The organism is Neobacillus sp. PS2-9 (genome assembly GCF_030915525.1).
GTDB lineage: Bacteria > Bacillota > Bacilli > Bacillales > Cytobacillaceae > Neobacillus.
Genome location: NZ_CP133269.1, coordinates 3,878,890 through 3,899,153 on the forward strand (window position 1 = coordinate 3,878,890; position 20,264 = coordinate 3,899,153).

Sequence of the window (20,264 nt, forward strand, 5' to 3'; positions counted from 1 at the left end):
TTTAAACAGATGAAATTGGTGGCAGCATTACTTAGGACTTCACTAATAATAGAAAAGAAAGATACATAAAAATCATGAACATTAATAGAGAAAATAAACTAGAAACAAAAATTATGGAATGGTTTGAAGGTGTGTAGATGCCACCTGTAATTTCTATTCTTTTCCTAGTGTATTGTATCGTAGATAATACACAAGTTATAAAACCGATAACACACGCAAAGATTCCAAGAATGATGACTAAGGTATTAATGTAGGGATTGGAACTAATTTTAATTGTAAAATGTAATGAAGTTGTTAAAAAACCTACTCCTGTTATCGATATAGCCGTACGAATCCATGCAAGATACGTTCTTTCATTTGCTAAATGTTGCTGTGCATACTTTACACTATCTCCTGATGACTCTTCTATTCTATATAAAGCTTTCATTAATGATTAAATCCCCTTCATTTCCTCTGATCGAGCCGAAAGCCACTTATCCCAAACTTCAGCGAATACCCCGGTCAATGCTAGTGAAACATGTCCACCTTCAAAAACCTCATAAGTTTTATCCTTACTTGAAACAAGGTCCATCACCGGAAGACTTTGCTTATCTAATATAATTGTGTCACGTGAGCAAGAGAAGACAAATAGCGGGCAGTTTATATTCTTTAAATCCACATTCCTGCCACCAATCACCAATTCTCCCTTTAAGAGTTTATTCTCTTGATAGAGATCGTTAAACATCTGTTTGAATGCAGCACCTGCAAACGAAGCAGAGTCATTCGTCCACTTATCCATTCGGCGCCACTTTTCTACATATTTCTCATCATGTGCACGGGTGACGAGATTGATCTTAGAACTTGCAAAACCAGGTGATACCATCCTATATATCAAATGCATAATTTCTGATGGAATGGTCCCATGTGCTTCAGCAAAACGGTCAAGACTTAGCTGCCCTTTTTGTAGTGCTTCCAGCAATTTATCAGGAAAGATGCCGATACTAAAATCGATTGGTACGGCCGCAAGGGATAAATTCTTAATTGGCAATTCCGTTATGGAAGCCAAGATGGCTGCAATGGTTCCACCCAGGCAATAGCCGGCAAGGGATATTTCCTTTGCACCTGAATGTCTTAAAGCTCGTTTAAGGGCGTTCTCCAAATAATCAATGATATAATTATCAAGAGTGATATCAGAATCTTCAAGCCCAGGGGAGCCCCAGTCCAATAGGTAGACATCATAGCCGCGCTCGGTAAGTCCGCCTACAACGCTGCTTCCTTCCCCGATGTCAAGAATGTACGCCTTATTTAACAAGGAGTATACAAGAAATAACGGGATCGCATGTCTTTTTTCCTTTGCAGGATGATACCATACGGTTGCTTTATTTTTCTTCCAGACAGTCTGTCTCGGTGTAGGTACAATATCTGGCTTTGGCTCGGTCATAATTTTATATAGCTGGTTCCACCGTTTCGCTTCTTTTTCTAAGTTTAAGATAGGAAAAAGGTTTGTTCCTACTGCTTTCATTATTATCACTCCTCTCTTCAATGTTATTTAATACCGGTAAGCACTAGATCTTTATCCTGCTTTTTTTCCGATACTTTTTTATGCTTTTCCTGCTCTATTCCGATGAGGCCTCTCTCTATTTCTTTCCGCAATTCCTGAAGGTCGGCATTCATTTTTTGCGTTTCCGCCAGCCCTTGGGCTATCTTTTGGAATTCATTCTTCATTTGCATGACAATATTGACTACTTCTTCGAACATTCCTGAATTTTCTTTAGTAATGGAGCTTACACTTTCTTGTAATTTCCAAATTTGTTCTTCTAACAAATCAATTTTTTCTTCTGTCTGAATAGATAGCTTTGCGGCATTAGCGACATCTTTCTTTGTCGGGATATTCATTAGTGCCGCAATTTGCTCTTGGTGCTTTCTAAGTCGCTCTAGGTAAAATGAATAGGTGTTTAGGCCTGAACTTGCTGTGCGAACAAATTCTTTGTTGTCTGTTAGGTTATATAATAGGCCCGTTACTTGTTTGTCCCACATTTCACTCAATTGGTTAAATCCAACAAATGGATCAAAGATTTTTTCATTTGACATATTGTTTCTCTCCTTAAATTATGATTTTGAAGGTTCTTCCGTTTTTTCCATATATTTATTTAGCGGTAAGATAAGTTCTTTGAATTGTGCTGTAAACAGATTGACAAATCCTTTTTGAAATTCATATAGCGGATTTCCAGTTTGTTTAACAGTATTAATATATTGCATTCTCCCTTTTTTCCTAAGCTCAATATAATGCTCCATCATTTCTACATATTTCTCAATCGATTGGTAGTTTGCAATAGTTCGGAACGGTGTACTTAAGAGTGACAATATTGTCTTTTGAATTTGATTCATTTGCGCATTCATTTCCTCATAAGACTGAACCGGAAAGAAATGCTGTAAGATGGTGGTTGACATTAAAAATTCATCTCGAACAGTCTTCTCCCATTCAGTAAATTCCTTTGTAAATTGCTCTGCTATTGCTATTTTATTTCCCTGATTCCGTTGTACACTTTCAGAGAATCGTCTCACCTCTTCTAAAAAGACTTCGTCGCGATGTTCAGCACACTTTACCCATTCATCAAATTCCTGATATGCAAATCTCCAGAGCAGGTCTAGGCTAGAAACCGATGCTTCTTTTTCACCATCGACAGTGATTTCTTCGTCCTGTTTATCCTCTAGTAAAGGTTCATTTACAGTTTCAACCGTTTCGTTAACTTCTTGTTTTTTCTTTCGCGTTATTGTTTCTTTCAATGATTCTTTCAGATTATCTTTTTTTTCAGCCATATTTCGCACATCCTTTTAAAATTTTTTTAAATCAAAGTTGCCATTAGAGGTTCACTATTCTTTTATCATTCTCAGTTGAGATTCGTTGTTTTGGTTTTCCGAAAAGGTATATGAGTATAGCTGCAATCACCATACCAACTGCCATCCCATAAATGGATGTACTAAAACCACCTCCTGGATTTGAACCAGAAGCTTGGATGAGTTTTCCAAAAATAATTGGAGAAATTATACCTGATGAAGACATTACTCCATAATAAGTACCTGTCATAACACCTCTTCGCTGTGGGAGTAAACTAGTTACTGCTGTAGGATTAAGTGTGTTTATTGTGACTACTAATGTATTTACTAAAGAAAGAATAATGATGATCGAACCCGAAGCATTTACTAGGGGATACATGGAGTACAAAATCCCTGCTAGAATAGCACAAATGGCAGTAAATAGAGTTCGCGACTTCCACAAACTTTGAGTTTTTTTGTATAAACGATCTGAAATGATGGCTAGTACCATTCCAAGAATCGCTCCCATTAATCCGGAAATGGCAATAACCATTGCAGACTGTTGTTCAGACAATCCCTTTACTTTCATTAGGTATGCAGGATTAAAGGTGAGTCCAAAGACAATCAAAGAATAAGCAACAAATGAAGATAGGGTTGTAAAAATAAAAATAGGAGATCGTAAAGCTTTCCAGATATCTTTCCCATTAAAATTTTGTTTGTTTTCCTGTTTAAATACTTCTTCTTCAAAAGAAACAGCTGGTTTCAGCCGTCCCAGCCAAAGCCAACATAGTAACCAGACAAAGCTTAAAATACCAAAAATAAAAAATGCTTGTTTCCAACCATAATTTGAGATTAGAAAAACCACAATTGGGGCTGTAACAGCGATCCCCACAACATTGCCAAAATTTATAATCGAGATGGCAAGTCCACGTGATTCCGGTTTAAACCATTTACTAAGATGACTGATTGCGGTTGCAGAAAAAGCACCTTCTCCTGCACCTAGTAATACTCTACTAAATATAAGCATTGGTAGACTTGATACAAACAACATCATAGATTGCGTAATTGTCCAAATAATCGCCATAATAGCCAGTAATTTCCCAGTTCCAAAACGATCAGATAAAGAAGCCCCTATTATTCCAACTATTGAAAACAACCAAAAAAAACTGCTGCCAACAATGCCAAACTGAATGGAGGTTAGATTCAAATCCTCCATAATATGAATTCCGGCTAAACCTGTAATGGATTTGTCAGCAAAATTAATAATAGACATAATAAAAAGTGCAAATAAAATAATCCATTTCGTCCAACTTTTCATTCAAACTCCTGCCTCTCACCAAATATATTCATTTTTTTCGATAAAAATTAGAAATCATACCTAAGGAGTAAAACACCTGCTTTGCCCGCATTAATAGCGAGTAAGATTGAACAGGTGCTTATTGTGAAAAAAATTGAATCATAAATGATTTTTCTCAGTTAATTAAGGAGTTACGATATTTGGAAGACGGTCGAACTCATCCAATAGTGATAAAAATTCATTCAATTTTGTTTGGTCACCAGAAATGAATACTTTACCTGCTGCTACTGCTTGTTCTGGTGAAAGCAGACCAAGCCCAATTCCATAGAATGTGAATTGATCAATAGTTAAGGAAACATCTGGATCAGCATTTAACTTACCAGATTTATATATTAAGACAGAATTTTCTAAATAAATAGCGTATTCTTGGTTGGAATTTGATAACGTTACATTCAACGCTATTTTTTTACCATCTGCTTTTGGGCCGTTTAGTTTAACAGCGATCAGCTTTAAAAATTCTTCTACTGGCATATTTTTAATGATTCCAGAAACATCTAATGGGGAATTATCTTTATTAATTCCATTCCTTAGTTCTGATGCACCAACAAGATAAATATTACGCCAATTGGCTGATTCGGCTTGGTATCCTAATTGTTCGAATGCATCTGCTAATAAATTTTTTGCTTCCGAATTTTCCGGGTCGGCCATTACGACATTTTTTAATACTTGAGCTACCCAGCGATACTCACCATTTTCAAAGTCAGCTTTTGCTTGTTTCAAAATGTTAGCCGCTCCACCCATGTATTCTACATATTTAAGACCCGCTTCCACTTGTGGTAATGGATCTAAATCTGAAGGATGAGCACTATAATAACCTAAGTAAAAATTGTATACGCCCTTTGAGTTATGCTTTAACGTGCCATAATACCCACGATTCCCCCAATAAGTATCTAATGCTTTTGGAAGCTTGATTGTCTCAGCAATTTCATCCATCGTATATCCCTGATTGGCTAAACGCACTGTCTGATCGTGCATATATTTATATAAATCACGTTGCAATTTCAAGTGGTTTAATGCCTGATTTTTGCCCCAAACAGGCCATGCATGAATCATGAGCAAGGCATCAATCTCTTCATTTTCAAATAAATCGATTGTTTTATTGAGTGAATTAGCCCAATGAAGAGCATCCCGCGTTTTTGCCCCTCTTACCGTATAAATTTGATGCATCAATTTATTGGCGTTCTCTGATACGAATAATGCTTTGTACTCTTCGATATAAAAATGCATTTCAGCTGGTGCTTCTGTGTTTGGAGTTAATAAAAATTGAAAGGTTACCCCATCGATTTCCATCGTTTGGATTTCGTTTACTATTTCAACAGTAGGTTTCTCAAAACTCATCGTCCCTGAACTCATCGTATTACCTATACCTATAGATACGGAGCCCTTCGTACCGTCTGGTAAATTTTTACCAAACTGATACTCTGCTCTTCTCGCCATGATTGTGCCTAAAAGCACATTTTCACTTAACGCTTCTTCTGTAAAATATTGGGGAGCTATAATTGGAATATCTGGATTCTCTGCATATTTTAGAACTGCTTGAATACCGCCAAAATGGTCCGCATGACTTTGACTAATAATGATGGCTGAAACTGGCTTTCTTGGTCGATGATTATAATATAATTCCATTGCAGCTTCAGCGGATTCATTACTTCCTAATGCATCACAGACAATGACTCCTTGTTTACCTTCGAAAAAGAAAGTGGTGGCGATTGATTGTCCACGAATTTGATAAACCCCTTCTACAACTTCAAACAAACCAGAGATAGCCTGTAATTGTGCATTTCTCCATAAACTTGGGTTCACTGTCTCAGGAGCAGTGTCGTTTAGAAATTCTAACTTATCGATGTCCCAGATGATTTCCCCAGAATTATCCTTAATCATGGTGGATTCTAAAGGTGCAATAAAGCCTCGGTTTGCATCTACGAAATCCTGTAAATCATCAAAATTTAGAGATTCGTACACTGCTAAATTTGCCTTTTTTGTAAAAGAAGTTGCGGACATAGGTTGAGTTGAAACTTTACTTTTCATACAAACCTCCAAGGATTATTATTTTTAAATTTTGGCTGTGTTAAATAACATTGTTGCTTTTTATACCCTGTTGATTGGAGCGGAAGGAGCGAAGACTCCTGTGGGAGTACGGGTCTGGGGAGACCCCGCAGGCGCAAGCGCCGAGGAGGCTCGCCGAAACGCCCACGGAAAGCGAAGCTCCTGGAGCGGAAATCAACAGACAAGTTTAACAAAGCATAAATTTTAAAAAAAGGAAAACACTTTTGACTACCTGGCTATAATGTCAGTTCACCAACCAAACATTAAGAGGAGTTTTCAAGTGTTTTCCATATAACTAGATTGCCAGATTATGAAATGTAAAATTAGCGTTTTACATCTTGTAAACGAGATTAAGCCTTTATCGCAGGTACCTCGAAAACTTCATTTATTACTTTGGTGATAATCGTGGCTGGTATCTTATAGAAAACTCCGGCAGGGTCATTATGAACAGCTGGTACCAAATGTTGAAGCGTCTCTTCGTTACATTCAAATTCACCAAAAGTGTCTGGCAAATTCACTGCTTTGCGGAGATCTCTTATATATTGGACAACTTCCGCTAAACATTTCTCTGGTTGCTCTGATGGATTTGCGATTCCCAACGCTTGGGCAAACCCCGTAATTCTTGGCAAATAGTACGTCGGCAGGGACTCCATTACATTCGGCAACAATACAGCGTTTGCAAGCCCGTGCGGGATATGAAATTTTGCCCCTAACGCATGTGCCATGTTATGGACTGGAACCGCATTCATCGCAAGGCAAAAAGCAGAAATAGCCATCGAACTTGCCATCAGCATATTCGCTCTTGCTGAAAGATCGTCCCCTTTTCGAACAGCAGTTTCTAAATTGTCTACAATCATTCGAATCGATTGAATTGCATAGGCGTCTGTCATCGGATTGGCCTTTTGTGAAAAATAAGCCTCCACTGCATGAGTTAATGCGTCAAATCCTGTAAAGGCAGTGATTTTAGGAGGAAGCCCTACAGTTAAATCCGGATCCAGAATCGCCATATCTGCATTGATAAATGGATGAAGAAGATTTGTTTTTATTCCAATCTTTTCATTAAGGATAACGGCTACTGGTGATACTTCAGCACCCGTACCCGCCGTTGTCGCAATAGCTACATGCGGAATAAAAATATATTGGGCTTCTGGCCACCACTCCATCACATTTCCGGTAAGAAGGGAATCACGTATATCATTCAAACCTTTATGGAGCATCCACTTGATCCCTTTTACCGTATCCAAAACGCTGCCGCCACCAAGAGCAATTAAGGAATCACCGTTGCATTCTTTAAAGAAACGAGCTCCTCGATTAATAATTTCACCTTTTGCATCCTGTTCGATATCTTCAAACACCCCAACCAGCTCAGGCGTACCCGGCATGATTTCAAATAATTCTTTAATTTGAGCTGTAATTCCGGCCTGGGTTAAACCCTTATCCGTGAAAAGTACTGCTCGTTTACCCCCAAGCCCTTTTATCATCTCAGGAAGCAAAGTTCTTGATCCCGCCCCGCTATTTACAACCGTTCGAACAGAAAATTGAAAAAATGATGTCGACATAGAATCACCTGCTTTTTTATTTTTGTATTAATAAATGAATCTGTATTATCCCAATAATATTTGGTACCAATGTTTTTGGCTTACTTCAGGTACAAGTGAACAGTGAACATGCTTTAGCTGCGAATATTCGTCCAGTGCATGGCGGCCTAGCTCTCGCCCGAAACCGCTTTGCTTGTATCCCCCAAATGGAGCATCACTGCGGAGCATATGCCAATCATTGATCCAGATCGTTCCAGCCTTTAATTCACGGGCTATTTTCATTCCTTTATTTACATCTTTTGTCCAAACTCCACCTGCTAATCCATAAATCGTATCATTCGCTATTTCGATTGCTTCCTCAATTGTGGAGTAACGGATGACTGAGAGCACAGGACCGAAGATTTCTTCTCTAGCAATCTTCATGTCATTATGAACATCGGCAAAAATGGTAGGCTCAATATAATAGCCATTTTCAAATCCTTCAACAATTGCACGCTTTCCTCCGCAAATCAATCGTGCCCCTTCTTGAATTCCGGATTCAATATAAGAAAGTACGGTATCCAATTGTTGCTGAGATACCATCGGTCCCATTCCTGTTGCGATATCTAATGGATTTCCAATTTTAATCGTGCTGGCAAGTTCAGCTAATTGTTCAATTACTTGTTCATAAATGGAATCATGTACTAATACACGCGTACCGGATTCACAAACTTGTCCAGAGTGTGTCAAGAATCCGAATAAAATGCCAGGAATGGTAATGCTCATGTCAGCATCAGGCAATACGATTGCCGGTGATTTCCCGCCTAACTCAAGCGTGACACGTTTCACCGTTTTAGATGCCTGCTCCATAATGCGGCTCCCTACTTCTGTAGAACCGGTAAATGCTACTTTGTCTACACTTGGATGCGTGACAAGTGCTTCTCCAATGCTGGCACCAGGGCCAGGTACAACATTGAATACACCTGCCGGGATTCCAGCTTGAGCAGCCAATTCAGCTAATTTCAAGGTAGATAACGGAGTATTGGATGCTGGTTTAACTACGATCGAGTTCCCCATAGCTAACGCAGGAGCAATTTTCCACATTGCTAAAATCATTGGAAAGTTCCAAGCAGTTATAGCTGCTACCACCCCAAGCGGCTCTCGCCAAACTTGATTATTACTTGGTCCAGGAAATGGGACAGTAGGAAGAGACTCAACATACGGATACTCGACAGTAAACTTTGCAGTTTGCTGTAAGAGATCCACAATGGATAGGATGTCTAAGTTTGAAATCCGTCGAACGGTAGCTCCCGAACTAATAGACTCTAAGTAACCCAATTCTTCAGCATGTTCAATGATCTTATTTCCAAATTGGACAAGTACGTGAGCACGTTCTTGTGGAGATTTTTTAGACCATACTCCTGACTCAAAAGCCTGGCGGGCAGATGAAACAGCTGCCTCTACATCTTCTTTCCCAGCTTTCGCCACCTTAGCCGCGACTTCACCAGTTGCAGGGTTTATTACATTAAACGTTTCTCCGCTTATAGCTGGCTTCCACTCTCCATTTAAAAAGAGTGGAAATTCCAATGCTTGCACTGTTGATACCATAAAAATTCCTCCTTGTTATTTACTCATTAAAAATCCACCAATTGTTTTTTAGACAAGTTCTTTATCAAACTTATTAAACTTCCACTGGTTCAACACGCAAAGCTCTTCTCAAAATTTTACCTGTACTGTTCTTAGGTAATTCCTTCATAAATTCCACTAGCTTTGGAAGCTTGTACTTTGCAAGCTTGTCCTGGCAGAAATGCAAGATGTCATCCATCGTTAAACATTCATCGTTAGATACAACGAAAGCCTTTACAATCTCTCCATATTCTGTATCGATAATCCCTATTACAGCTGCTTCCACAATAGCCGGGTGTTGATATAATACTTCTTCCACTTCTCTCGGATAGACGTTGTACCCGCCAACAAGGATCATATCTTTTTTACGGTCCACGATATATATGTATCCTTCTTCATCCATTCGGGCCAAATCACCTGTATAAAACCATCCATCTTTCAAGGCTGAAAATGTAGCTTCCGGCATTCCTAAATACCCCATCATCACATTCGGACCTTTTACAATCAATTCTCCGACTTCTCCTCTTGGAACTTCCATTCCATCCGGATCCACCACTTTGTTCTTTACATCTGGTATATCTATACCAACAGAACCAGGTTTACGTGTTCCCCGCAATGGGTTGAAAGCTGTAACAGGGGCAGTTTCAGAAAGCCCATAGCCTTCTATAATTTGTACGTTATACTTTTCTTCAAATCGATGAAGCAGTTCAACCGGAATCGAAGCACCACCTGAAAAACAAGCGCGAATAGAAGAGAAATCTGCTGCTGTTGTCTCGGGCAACTGAAGCATGAAGCTAAACATGGTTGGAACCCCAGCAAACAAGGTCGCTTTCTCTCTTCTAATCGTTTTTATTACCTCAGCAGGACTAAATTTCGGAACAATGACAATTGTTGCCCCACAGGCAATGGGCAAGTTGATACAAACCGACATAGAAAACACATGGAACATTGGAAGAACAGTAATCATACGGTCTCCTTCTGTGAACTCTGTAAGCTTAGATAATGATTCAACATTGGACGCCATATTTCGATGGGATAGCATGGCGCCTTTCGGCTTTCCAGTTGTTCCGGAAGTATAGAGAATGACTGCCAGATCATCCTCATGGATAGAAGGGCTTACAAAAATATCATTTGTTTCTTGAAAGAGAACCTCCCATGACAATTCAGACTTGATCGATTCTGTATAGATGACCATCTTCAAATGTTCTAATTGCTCTTTCAATGGAGAAATTGTTGACTCTAAAGGAGAATCAGTAATCACAGCTTTCGCATGGCTATTTGATAAAATATAAGAAATTTCTGCTGAAGTGTAGGTTGGATTAATTGGAACAACTACTGCACCTGCACGAAGAATCCCATAGTAAGCAGTTACAAACTCAGGGCAATTTCCAAGGAGTAAAGCAACTTTGTCCCCTTTTCTGAGTCCTATTGAAGATAACCCCGCTGCAACACAATCTACCTCATTATCAAGATCTGCATACGTTATACTTTGGTACAAAAACGTATAGGCTATATTACTTGGATATCTTTCTGCACTGTTCTTTAAATTCTCATTCAAATTCAAAACCATTCTTTTCTTACTCCCCCACTCTTTTAAAGTTTAAGAAAATTAAGAATTACTTGAATTTATTATATATATAATTTACACTGAAATAAATCAACTGTTAATGAAGTATATAGAAGCTAGACTTCTATATTTGAAGGAGAAAACTATGCATATTGAACAATTGGAATACATTGTAAAGGTTGCCGAAACAGGAACAATTTCTATAGCAGCAGAAAACCTGCATGTTTCTCAATCGGGAATCAGTCAATCTATTACTAGATTAGAAGATGAACTAGGTGTTAAAATATTTAAACGCCATCGACGACTTGGCGCTGTTCCAACTGATGAAGGAAAAGCCTTAATTAAAAAGGCATATGAAGTATTAACAAAACTTCAAGAATTTAAAGATGAAGCCCAAGCCTATAACACTGTATTTTCTGGAAATTTAAAATTATCAGCTATACCTGGCTTTATGCTGTTCCTATTAAAACCTTTATCTTCTTTTAAAAACGCCTATCCAAATGTGAATATAGAAATTTCAGAAAAAGCTGTCCAGCATATTATAGAAAATGTCCAAAATAAACAGATTGATATTGGCCTAATCACGGTTTACGAAGATTTATTAAAAAAAAGAGAGGATCTACTATTTGAGGTGGTACTTGAAGGTAAGATGCAGGTGTACGTCGGCCAAACCTCACCATTAGCTAAATATAAATCTATAACTCCCCAACAACTAATCACACAAAACGTTGTTCTCTATAATGGTGATTATGTGAAACGATTTGCCAATAACCTTATTAGTAAATTTGGACCCATGAACATTGTATTTACCTCTGATAATACAGAAGTAATAAAAAAAGCAATCATTGAAGGATTAGGAATAAGCTTCGGGCCCGACTTTTCCATAAAAAATGATCCTTCTGTTTTAAAAGGCGAGATTGTCTCTCTCGACATAATAGATTACGAACAGGTAAATGTAGGTTTAGCATGGATACGCTCAGATAATAATCATTTTTCAATAAACGCAAAGAAATTTTTAGAACATTTTAAATTCCACTCTCGAATGCTGACACATTAACCTCGTAATGATTAATGGGAAAAAGGCCTTAAATTCAAGAAAAGCGCCTTTTAATGGACTAACCAAAATAGAAACACAGATGTAAATAAGCCTACCATCTTTAACTAACATCACTCATTAATTCACATACTAGGTTCGTAAAGCCTCCTGCTTTACGAACCTAGTATGTCCTTACTTATAATTTCTTTCATAATTTCAGATGTGCCCCCCCCATCTCAGCAATTTTGTGTCGAATAACTTGTTGTTTACTAAGTGGTTTTCCGAAAGCTTCTCTTTCATGAAGATATTTAATCGTGATCTCCAGAGCCCATTCCATTGCTCCATATGCTGCAACAGCCAGAATAGCCTTTTCAAGTGGTAATTCTTGCATCAATGTAATAAACCAATAGCACCAACGAGTTCCCCAGAAGCCATTTTTTTCATTGCAAATGACTCTCCAAATTTCCTTTTAAAAATTTTAGTCAAGTCGTTCAATAATTAATGCATTGGCCATTCCAAGACCTTCGCACATTGTTTGCAACCCATATCGCCCACCTATTCTTTCTAACTCATTAAGCATTGTCACGAACAGTCTAGCTCCACTAGCCCCTAAAGGATGACCTAATGCGATTGCACCACCGTTAGGATTTAATTTCTTCGGATCTGCCCCTGTTTCCTTCAACCATGAAATTGGAACAGATGCGAAGGCCTCATTTACCTCAAAAATATCAATATCTTCTAACGATAGACCTGCTTTATTTAGTACTTTTTCTGTAGCAGGTATCGGTCCCGTCAGCATCAATGTTGGATCGGAACCTACCACTGTTCGAGCGATGATCCGACAGCGTGGTTTAAGACCTAATTCATTAGCCTTCTCACGTGACATAATTAAGACAGCAGCTGCCCCGTCGCTAATAGGACTAGATATTCCTGGATGTATAAATCCATTTTTTTTAAAGGATGGACTTAGCTTACGAAGGTCCCCGAGGGTAGAATTTGATCGTGGGCATTCGTCCTGATTGAAGACTTGGCCATCTTCACCGAAAATCGGTATAATCTCCCTTTCAAAGCGACCCTCTCTAATTGCTTGAATAGCCTTTTGATGGCTGCCCACCGCAAATTGATTCATGTCATCTTGACTTATATTCCATTTTTCTGCAATTAACTCTGCGGACAAACCTTGGTTGATTATTTCATAGTTTGAGGTCAAGCCCTTACTCAATTCCGCTCCTTGTATGGATGAAAACATCGGTACACGGCTCATATTCTCCACTCCGGCTGCAACAACCACGTCCATATCTCCAGAAATGATCGCTTGAGCGGCAAAATGAACGGCTTGTTGGCTGGATCCACATTGGCGGTCGATCGTTGTTCCTGGCACTGTGATAGGATATCCGGCAATCAGTGCTGCAACCCTCCCGATATCCCCTGACTGTTCACTAACTTGTGACACACATCCCATAATGACATCTTCAATACTCTCTGCTGAAATCTGCGTCCTCCGAACAAGTTCCTGTAAAACTTGCGCTACTAAATCATCGGAACGAATATTTTTAAAAATTCCTTTCCGCTTACCTATTGGTGTCCGTACAGCTTCAACGACTACAGCTTCTCTCATATATTCAACTCTCCATTTCGATTAAATTAATATTCTGTAGTCATCACGTGCAAAACCTGGGGCATTTCTAATTTGATTTCATCAGTCATCGGTTTTAATTCTGGAATCAAAATGACTGTATCTACTCTAGCATTTTTAAAAATATAGCTAATCTTTGTTGATTCTTCAACATGCATAAATAAACGGGATAAACTCAGGGAATTTTCCAACAGCAACACTACATGATTTCCTTTTTCAACACCTTTTTGTTTCAAACCATTGGCGATTCTTCATACTGATTGAATTCGTGGTATCCCTACATATAAATACCACCATTTACTTGTAAGACGGCTCCATTCACATAGTTTGACATTGGGGAAGTGAGATAATAGATTGCATCCGCAGCTTCTTCGATTGTTCCTGGACGCTTCTGAGGAATGGCTCTTGTCAATTGTTCACGCACGTTCTTAGGGATGCCAAGTGGAATGCCGCTGATGGATTCCCCTTGTTCTTTTGGTTGGGTTAATCGTGTATCCATAACTCCAAAAGCTATTGCGTTGCAGTTGATGTTGAACTGCCCCCATTCTTTTGCTACTGACTTAGTTAAGCCAAAAAGACCAGCCTTAGCTGATGCATAATTCGTTTGTCCGACATTTCCTGTCAATCCAGCAATCGAAGACACATTAATAATTTTTCTGTAATGGTTAATCCCTTGTTCGATCTCTTTTTTTGCCGCATCCCTCATATAGGGTGCTGCTTCTCTTATAAGACGGAAAGGTGCCACTAAATGAACTTCCATTATTTTCCGAAATTGTTCATCCGTCATCTTGTGAACAAGTCCGTCCCATGTATATCCTGCATTATTGACCAAAACATCCAATCGCCCAAAGGAGTATACAGCCTCTGCTACAAGCATGGAAGGGAACTCGTTTTCTGTTACATCCCCTGAAAAGGCAATGGCTTCCCCACCTAATTCAACAATTTTAGATCTTACTGTTTCTACCCGTTCTTGATCTATGTCAGTTAGAACTACTTTTACTCCTTGTCTTGCTAATTTTTCTGCAGTTGCTTCACCAATTCCTCGTCCTGCCCCAGTAATAATAGCTACATTTCCTTCCATTTCTCTCGTCCTCCTTTAATTTAATAGAAAATCAACTTCTATTAGTCTCACTATTTATGAAATTCATTCTACTTCTCATTAATTATTAAAAATCCCATGTTTGCCATGCCCTTGAGCGAAGCGTTTAGCACCATTCTTGGATTCACCACTTTGTACAACAATCATTCCTAAAGTGAATTCTAACTGCATTGCTTTCTCAAAATCTAAATCAAATCCTTCATAAACTGCTTTTCGGTCATTTTTCATACATAATTGAGGATACTGAGCAATCTGAGCTGCTAGTTTTTCAGCTTCTTCTTTCACAGTTCCTACTTCGACGATTCGATTGGCAAGCCCCATTGAGAGTGCTTCCTCAGCCCCAACTGGTCGACCAGTTAAAATCATATCGAGTGCACGGCTCATACCGATTAAGCGAGGTAATCGTTGGGTTCCACCATCTATAAGTGGCACACCAAAACGACGGCAAAAAACACCGAATATTGCGTCTCTTTCAACTATACGAAGATCGCACCAAATTGCTAACTCTAACCCTCCTGCAACAGCGTGACCTGATACTGCAGCAATGACAGGCTTTGATAAGTTCATTCGACTAGGACCCATAGGACCATCCTTCGACATATCTATTTCCAAACGATTGCCATCGTCTATTGAGAACGCTTTTAGATCAGCACCTGCACAGAACGTACCTCCCATACCATACAGTACAGCTACATTTAGATTTTCATCATTTTCAAAATCACGAAGTGCTTCAGCTAGCTGTTGTGCTGTCTCACGGTCAACGGCATTTCTAACATTAGGTCGATTGATTTGAATCGTACAGATTTTTTCTTTTTTTTCTACTAATACTTTCATTAAAAATTACCTCACAAGTTAAAATTTACGTATTTGTACTGCAAATTTCCGTACGGCCCCTCTTTCGACGGTATTTCGTACAGCGTTTGATCTCTTTACTATATATTCTCGAAACATCTTTTTCAGCTCAACTATCTATCTTACTTTTGAATTACCCACCCCGACGAAAATCTCACTAATTCCAGTTCTACCTTTTATTTTCAGAAAATTAGAAATTACGTGAATTTATTATATATATAATTTACACTTAAATAAATTTACTACTAGTGCAGTAAATATAATCTAGACTTCTATATTTTAAGGAGAAAACTATGTATATCGAAAAATTAATAAGTTTTTGGACGCCAGGTTTTAAATTAAGCCACATGTCTGTTTTTGTATTGTATACAATCTTAAAAGGATGCCTTTTATCAAAAGGCACCCTCTTTTTTAATTAAAACTTTTTTTCAATTCTTCTAAGGATAGTTTTTCCGTTTTTTCAACCGGCTTATTGGATGTTGGGACATAAGGATTAATAGTCATGAAGTTCTTCTCAATATAGTTGAAATCAACAATATCAACGACTCCATCTTTATTAAGATCTTCTTTCAATCTATCCCCTGAAATTCCAGCATTGTTTGCAACAAGCTTTGCGTCATAAATATCGATTACATTATCTCCGTTGACATCACCAGCAGCAGCCGTATCCGTATAGACATTATAGAAAATACCTTGGACTACTCCATCGATCGTCCTGCTTAAAGTTACTTTTTTGTTGTATTGGAAATGCCCAGGAATATCGACGATTAACGTATATTCATCCTTCGTTGCAGGAATATCCGTTATTGTCATATAACCATTTTCTGAAATATATGCAGAGTACTTTTTACCTTTTTTATCTACCAGATAAGCTTTTGTCCCAATCTTTGAATAGTCTAAATCATAATTATCTAAATTAACTGCTTCACCATGATAGTACCCTTCGAACCATGAGTGCTGGGAAATGAATTTAAACCTTTCAGCAAATGTTGGTAAAGAAGACTTACTACCTGAGCTTGTTTGATAGGAAGATTCTTGATAATAGAATCCACTTTCTACAAAGTAATTATGGTCATCGACTACTTTTAATGTGATATCCAATAAATCAATATCATCATTAATTGAAACTGGTAATTGTGTTTTTTTGTCTGATATATCTACAGCAAATGTTGAAATATTAGACCAAGTGTTTTCTGTAATTTGTGGCTTTGCAACGTGAATTGTCCAATTATTTTTCTTTGCAAGATCCTCTAGCTGTTTAGATGGCTTAACGTCTACAACTTTATAGAAATCAGGGACATCGATTGTTACAGAAGCACTTGTTAAATCTAAAGCGTTTTGAACAGTAAATGTATTTACAAACTCCGATCCAAGACTTACACCTTTTGTATTGTTTTTTATTAAGGAATAATTACTTCCTTTATTAATAAAAGTAAAGTCTGGGAAAGTCGGATTTCCTGCTGTAGCGTAATCATAAGTATATATGGCTACATTTGTTGGATAGTTTGCATATTCTTCTGGTAAGACACCAAATTTAAATTCACCATTTGCATTTGGGAAAAATTCAGCTGTTGGCCAAAAAGAATCTTGATAAGCATACGCGGTATTTGCCTCTTGAGTGATGTCATGACCTCTACTTTTTAAATAATCAATCGTATCGTCATACAATTTTCCATGCACCCAATATGCTGTATAATCTTGTCCGTCATAACTTTCAGTTGTTAAATCTGAACTAGAAAGTTCATGGATTCCTGTTTTCTTATCAAATTCCAGTGTTGGAGCGGTATTATCGATCACCATGTCATTATCAATCTTATATGTTTTACCATCTACCCCTGTACCAATATAAGAAACGATGTATTTACCTTCTTTAAGTGATTCATATTCTAGTGCTAACGGTTTATTCGGATCACCTGTAAAATGCTTTACTTCACCTGAAAATCCGAAGAAAATTAAGTAATCCGTATCAACTGACGCATTTTCTAAATTAAATGTGCCATAAAACCCAATTGGTTTTCCTTCAAGATCGCTAACCACGACATCAATCGTTTTCATATGACTATTTAACTTGAATTCGACTGGTGTAAACGGCTCGATGTATGGATGAAAATTACTAAGGTCATTCGTTATTGCATGTTTAAAAAATTTAAGCTTTTCAAATCCAGGTTTAGAATAACGAACATGGAAAGGAATTTGATATTCTGCAGTTTTGGAATCATTTTCAATATAAATATATCCCTCATATATACCAAATTCTGCATTAGCTGGAATTGATATTTCTGCATTAATATTTTTACTCTCATTACCATTCACTTCAATCGTCGATGGTAGTTGAAGCGTCACACCGCTCTTGATTGCATCTCTTGAAACACCATCGATTGTTAAAAATTCTACTCTTGTATGATATGTTTCTAGTTCACTACTTAAATTCTTAATAGAAATCGAGGTTGTTCTATTTTGCGTCTCACTTGATTGTGCAATACTACCAAAAGGTATAGATCCTGAAATGTCATCGATTTCTATTTTGGATCCATTTTCATCTAAGGAAGTCGTCTTATTTTGTACTTCCAATAACGTTGTATTGTGTACTGCCTCATAAGCATCTACACGTCCTGCTCCAACTTCATTCACATTGTACATACGACCTTTTAAAGGATCAGCAGTATTCATAAGCGCTGCCTTTACATCTGCAACTGTATAATCTGGATGTGATTGTAATAATAAGGCTGCAACTCCAGCAACATGTGGTGTTGCCATGGATGTTCCACTTAAACTCGCATAACCACTAGAATAATCGACACCATCTTCTGGACTATTAATATACTCTGGAACAGTAGAGAAAGTAGACACCCCAGGTGCTACCACATCTGGCTTAATATCAAAGTTATTATTTACTGGTCCACGTGAGCTAAAATCGGCTAACACATCACCAGAGGTCATATTTGAATGTAAATCTGATATTTTAAGTTTAGTAGTTGGATCCGCTTTTAATTTATCTGAAAGTTTTACTCCATCACCTTGTAACATTTTAAATGTTGGGACATAGCCATGATTTTCACCCAAGAAATATGGAATTTCTCCATCCTCATTATTGTAAATCAATACAGCTACAGCACCTTTATCATGAGCTCGTCGGATTTTTTCATCAAATGAAATAGTACCACGAGAAATTAATGCCATTTTCCCATTAATGTCTTTGTCAGTATAATCCTCTTCAGTACCAATTCCTACTTCAACAACATCATACTCTTTATCAATTAATTGTAGATAATCCTTACCAAGGCCATGCCCCATTAAAGTATTTTGAACTGAGATATCTGCTAAACTTGCTTTAACGGTTGGAATATCAGTCGGCACATCACTAGCACCCACAGTGATTGCTAGTGGAGAAGCACCTGGTGAACCTAACGTACCAGGAGTTGGCCCTGCATTTCCTCCGGCTATAACTGGTATGACCCCTTTTAATGCTGCATTGTTGATGGCTACAGATGTTGCGTCTAAGGAATGATTATTACCATTACCTAATGATAGATTTATTACGTCCATTCCATCTTCTACCGCTCTTTCTATTCCTGCGATAACCATTGAATCATATCCTGATCCATATTCTCCTAATACTCGATATGCGTACAAGTCAACATTCGGAGCTACACCAGTCATGGCATATTCAACATCATTTTTAGGGTTAGATGCGATTGTTCCAGCAACATGAGTTCCGTGTTCTGTATAGTATGAACTACCATCTATCGTTTCAGGTTGACCAGATCCAAGCCATTTCGCTCTAGTTGTTTCCATTGGATCAGAATCATTATCGACACAATCATAGCCGCCTTTATAAACATCTTTTAAATCAGGGTGATTATAGTCAATCCCTGTATCAAGTACCCCAACTTTTATCCCTTGTCCTTTTAAGCCCTCATTATGTAAACGATCAACTCCTATATGAGGGAGCGCTGGTGGAATTATTTTTCCAGTTGTTGGTTCTTGAGTAGTAGTCGATTCATTTATCGGTAAACTAACGACATTGTCTTTCCAAATCCTTTTAACTACACCAGTCTCAAGCAATGTATTAATTTCATTTGTAGGAATCGTCATAGCCATTCCATTAAATACATTCTGATAAGTTTGTTTAATTTGATATTTAATTGAATTTTCTTTTATATTTTTGTTTAACTCTTCCTTTTTCTTAAAAATTTCAGTTAATCGTTGTTTAAAATATTCTTGTTCCCCTTTTATCTTTTCTGCTTTATTTTTAGATGTACCTTTTGTTTTTGATTGCTGAGCATTTTCGACCGGAGCTGTTTTGAACTCAACAATGACATTTGCGGTTTTATCTTTAAGTGACAATAATCTTGGATCAATAATAAACCCTTCTTGTGGAGTTAATCTCTTAATAGATTGTGTTTGTTCTTCTGTCAGGCCTTTTAAAATCGATTCAACAGAATTTGATATAGCATACGTTTTTTGCTGAGGCATTAAATAAGATGTAAGTAAACTGGATGCTATTACACCTGATGCCATTACATTTAGGAATTGTTTCTTTCGAATTTTCATTACTCAACGCTCCTTCTACTGTTTTGATTTCAGCTACAAATTTTAAACCTATTACTTTTTAAAAATAAGAATCTAACAGGTTACCTCTCAAAAAAATGGTTACATTTCACTTAGAGCATCGCTTTCCTCCTGATAGAATGATAGTGTAAAATAAGAGTGTGAATAATTAGATAACTCT

16 protein-coding genes are annotated in these 20,264 nt (G+C 37.7%); 1 reads left to right on the top strand and 15 read right to left on the bottom strand.

The genetic code is table 11. The features are described 5' to 3' along the window. Positions 1–31: 31 nt before the first annotated feature. The 9 genes from RCG25_RS19480 to RCG25_RS19520 form a co-directional block, all read right to left on the bottom strand. The gene (locus RCG25_RS19480; RefSeq protein ID WP_308080474.1) at positions 32–427 is read right to left on the bottom strand and encodes a YidH family protein; all 396 of its coding nucleotides are present in this window, start codon (positions 425–427) and stop codon (positions 32–34) included. Positions 428–433: 6 nt separating this feature from the next. Continuing rightward, complete coding sequence (locus RCG25_RS19485; RefSeq protein ID WP_308080476.1) at positions 434–1,501, bottom strand: alpha/beta fold hydrolase; 1,068 nt, start codon at positions 1,499–1,501, stop codon at positions 434–436. 23 nt (positions 1,502–1,524) lie between these two features. Further along, complete coding sequence (locus RCG25_RS19490; protein WP_308080477.1) at positions 1,525–2,070, bottom strand: polyhydroxyalkanoate biosynthesis repressor PhaR; 546 nt, start codon at positions 2,068–2,070, stop codon at positions 1,525–1,527. Between the two features lie 18 nt (positions 2,071–2,088). Beyond that, on the bottom strand, positions 2,089–2,799 hold the full coding sequence (locus RCG25_RS19495; protein WP_308080478.1) for a hypothetical protein: 711 nt from the start codon (positions 2,797–2,799) through the stop codon (positions 2,089–2,091). Between the two features lie 43 nt (positions 2,800–2,842). Continuing rightward, entirely contained in the window at positions 2,843–4,114 is a 1,272-nt protein-coding gene (locus tag RCG25_RS19500; protein ID WP_308080479.1) for an MFS transporter, read from the bottom strand. Between the two features lie 162 nt (positions 4,115–4,276). Next, positions 4,277–6,181: an alkyl/aryl-sulfatase gene (locus tag RCG25_RS19505; protein WP_308080480.1), complete on the bottom strand. Its 1,905-nt coding sequence runs from the start codon at positions 6,179–6,181 to the stop codon at positions 4,277–4,279. A 368-nt stretch (positions 6,182–6,549) separates the two neighbouring features. Then, positions 6,550–7,758, bottom strand: a complete 1,209-nt coding sequence (locus RCG25_RS19510) for an iron-containing alcohol dehydrogenase (protein ID WP_308080481.1) — start codon at positions 7,756–7,758, stop codon at positions 6,550–6,552. A 45-nt stretch (positions 7,759–7,803) separates the two neighbouring features. Further along, positions 7,804–9,324, bottom strand: a complete 1,521-nt coding sequence (locus RCG25_RS19515) for an aldehyde dehydrogenase family protein (RefSeq protein ID WP_308080482.1) — start codon at positions 9,322–9,324, stop codon at positions 7,804–7,806. Positions 9,325–9,397: 73 nt separating this feature from the next. Next, positions 9,398–10,912 (bottom strand): long-chain-fatty-acid--CoA ligase, encoded by a 1,515-nt coding sequence (locus tag RCG25_RS19520; protein ID WP_308080483.1) that lies wholly within the window; start codon positions 10,910–10,912, stop codon positions 9,398–9,400. Positions 10,913–11,054: 142 nt separating this feature from the next. On the opposite strand from RCG25_RS19520, the gene RCG25_RS19525 reads away from it, so the two are divergent. After that, positions 11,055–11,966 carry a LysR family transcriptional regulator gene (locus RCG25_RS19525; RefSeq protein ID WP_308080484.1) on the top strand — a complete coding sequence of 304 codons (912 nt, stop codon included), beginning with the start codon at positions 11,055–11,057 and terminating at the stop codon, positions 11,964–11,966. A 187-nt stretch (positions 11,967–12,153) separates the two neighbouring features. On the opposite strand, the gene RCG25_RS19530 is transcribed toward RCG25_RS19525, so the two are convergent. From RCG25_RS19530 to RCG25_RS19555, 6 genes are all read right to left on the bottom strand, one after another. Continuing rightward, positions 12,154–12,336 carry an acyl-CoA dehydrogenase family protein gene (locus tag RCG25_RS19530; RefSeq protein ID WP_308080485.1) on the bottom strand — a complete coding sequence of 61 codons (183 nt, stop codon included), beginning with the start codon at positions 12,334–12,336 and terminating at the stop codon, positions 12,154–12,156. Between the two features lie 87 nt (positions 12,337–12,423). Then, entirely contained in the window at positions 12,424–13,563 is a 1,140-nt protein-coding gene (locus RCG25_RS19535) for a thiolase family protein (protein WP_308080486.1), read from the bottom strand. Positions 13,564–13,589: 26 nt separating this feature from the next. Continuing rightward, the gene (locus RCG25_RS19540; RefSeq protein ID WP_308080487.1) at positions 13,590–13,817 is read right to left on the bottom strand and encodes a hypothetical protein; all 228 of its coding nucleotides are present in this window, start codon (positions 13,815–13,817) and stop codon (positions 13,590–13,592) included. Positions 13,818–13,858: 41 nt separating this feature from the next. Beyond that, a complete protein-coding gene (locus RCG25_RS19545; RefSeq protein ID WP_308080488.1) occupies positions 13,859–14,662 on the bottom strand; it encodes an SDR family NAD(P)-dependent oxidoreductase in 804 nt (267 codons plus the stop codon). Between the two features lie 78 nt (positions 14,663–14,740). Continuing rightward, positions 14,741–15,514 (bottom strand): crotonase/enoyl-CoA hydratase family protein, encoded by a 774-nt coding sequence (locus RCG25_RS19550; protein WP_308080489.1) that lies wholly within the window; start codon positions 15,512–15,514, stop codon positions 14,741–14,743. 429 nt (positions 15,515–15,943) lie between these two features. After that, positions 15,944–20,086 (bottom strand): S8 family serine peptidase, encoded by a 4,143-nt coding sequence (locus tag RCG25_RS19555; RefSeq protein ID WP_308080490.1) that lies wholly within the window; start codon positions 20,084–20,086, stop codon positions 15,944–15,946. Positions 20,087–20,264: the final 178 nt, after the last annotated feature.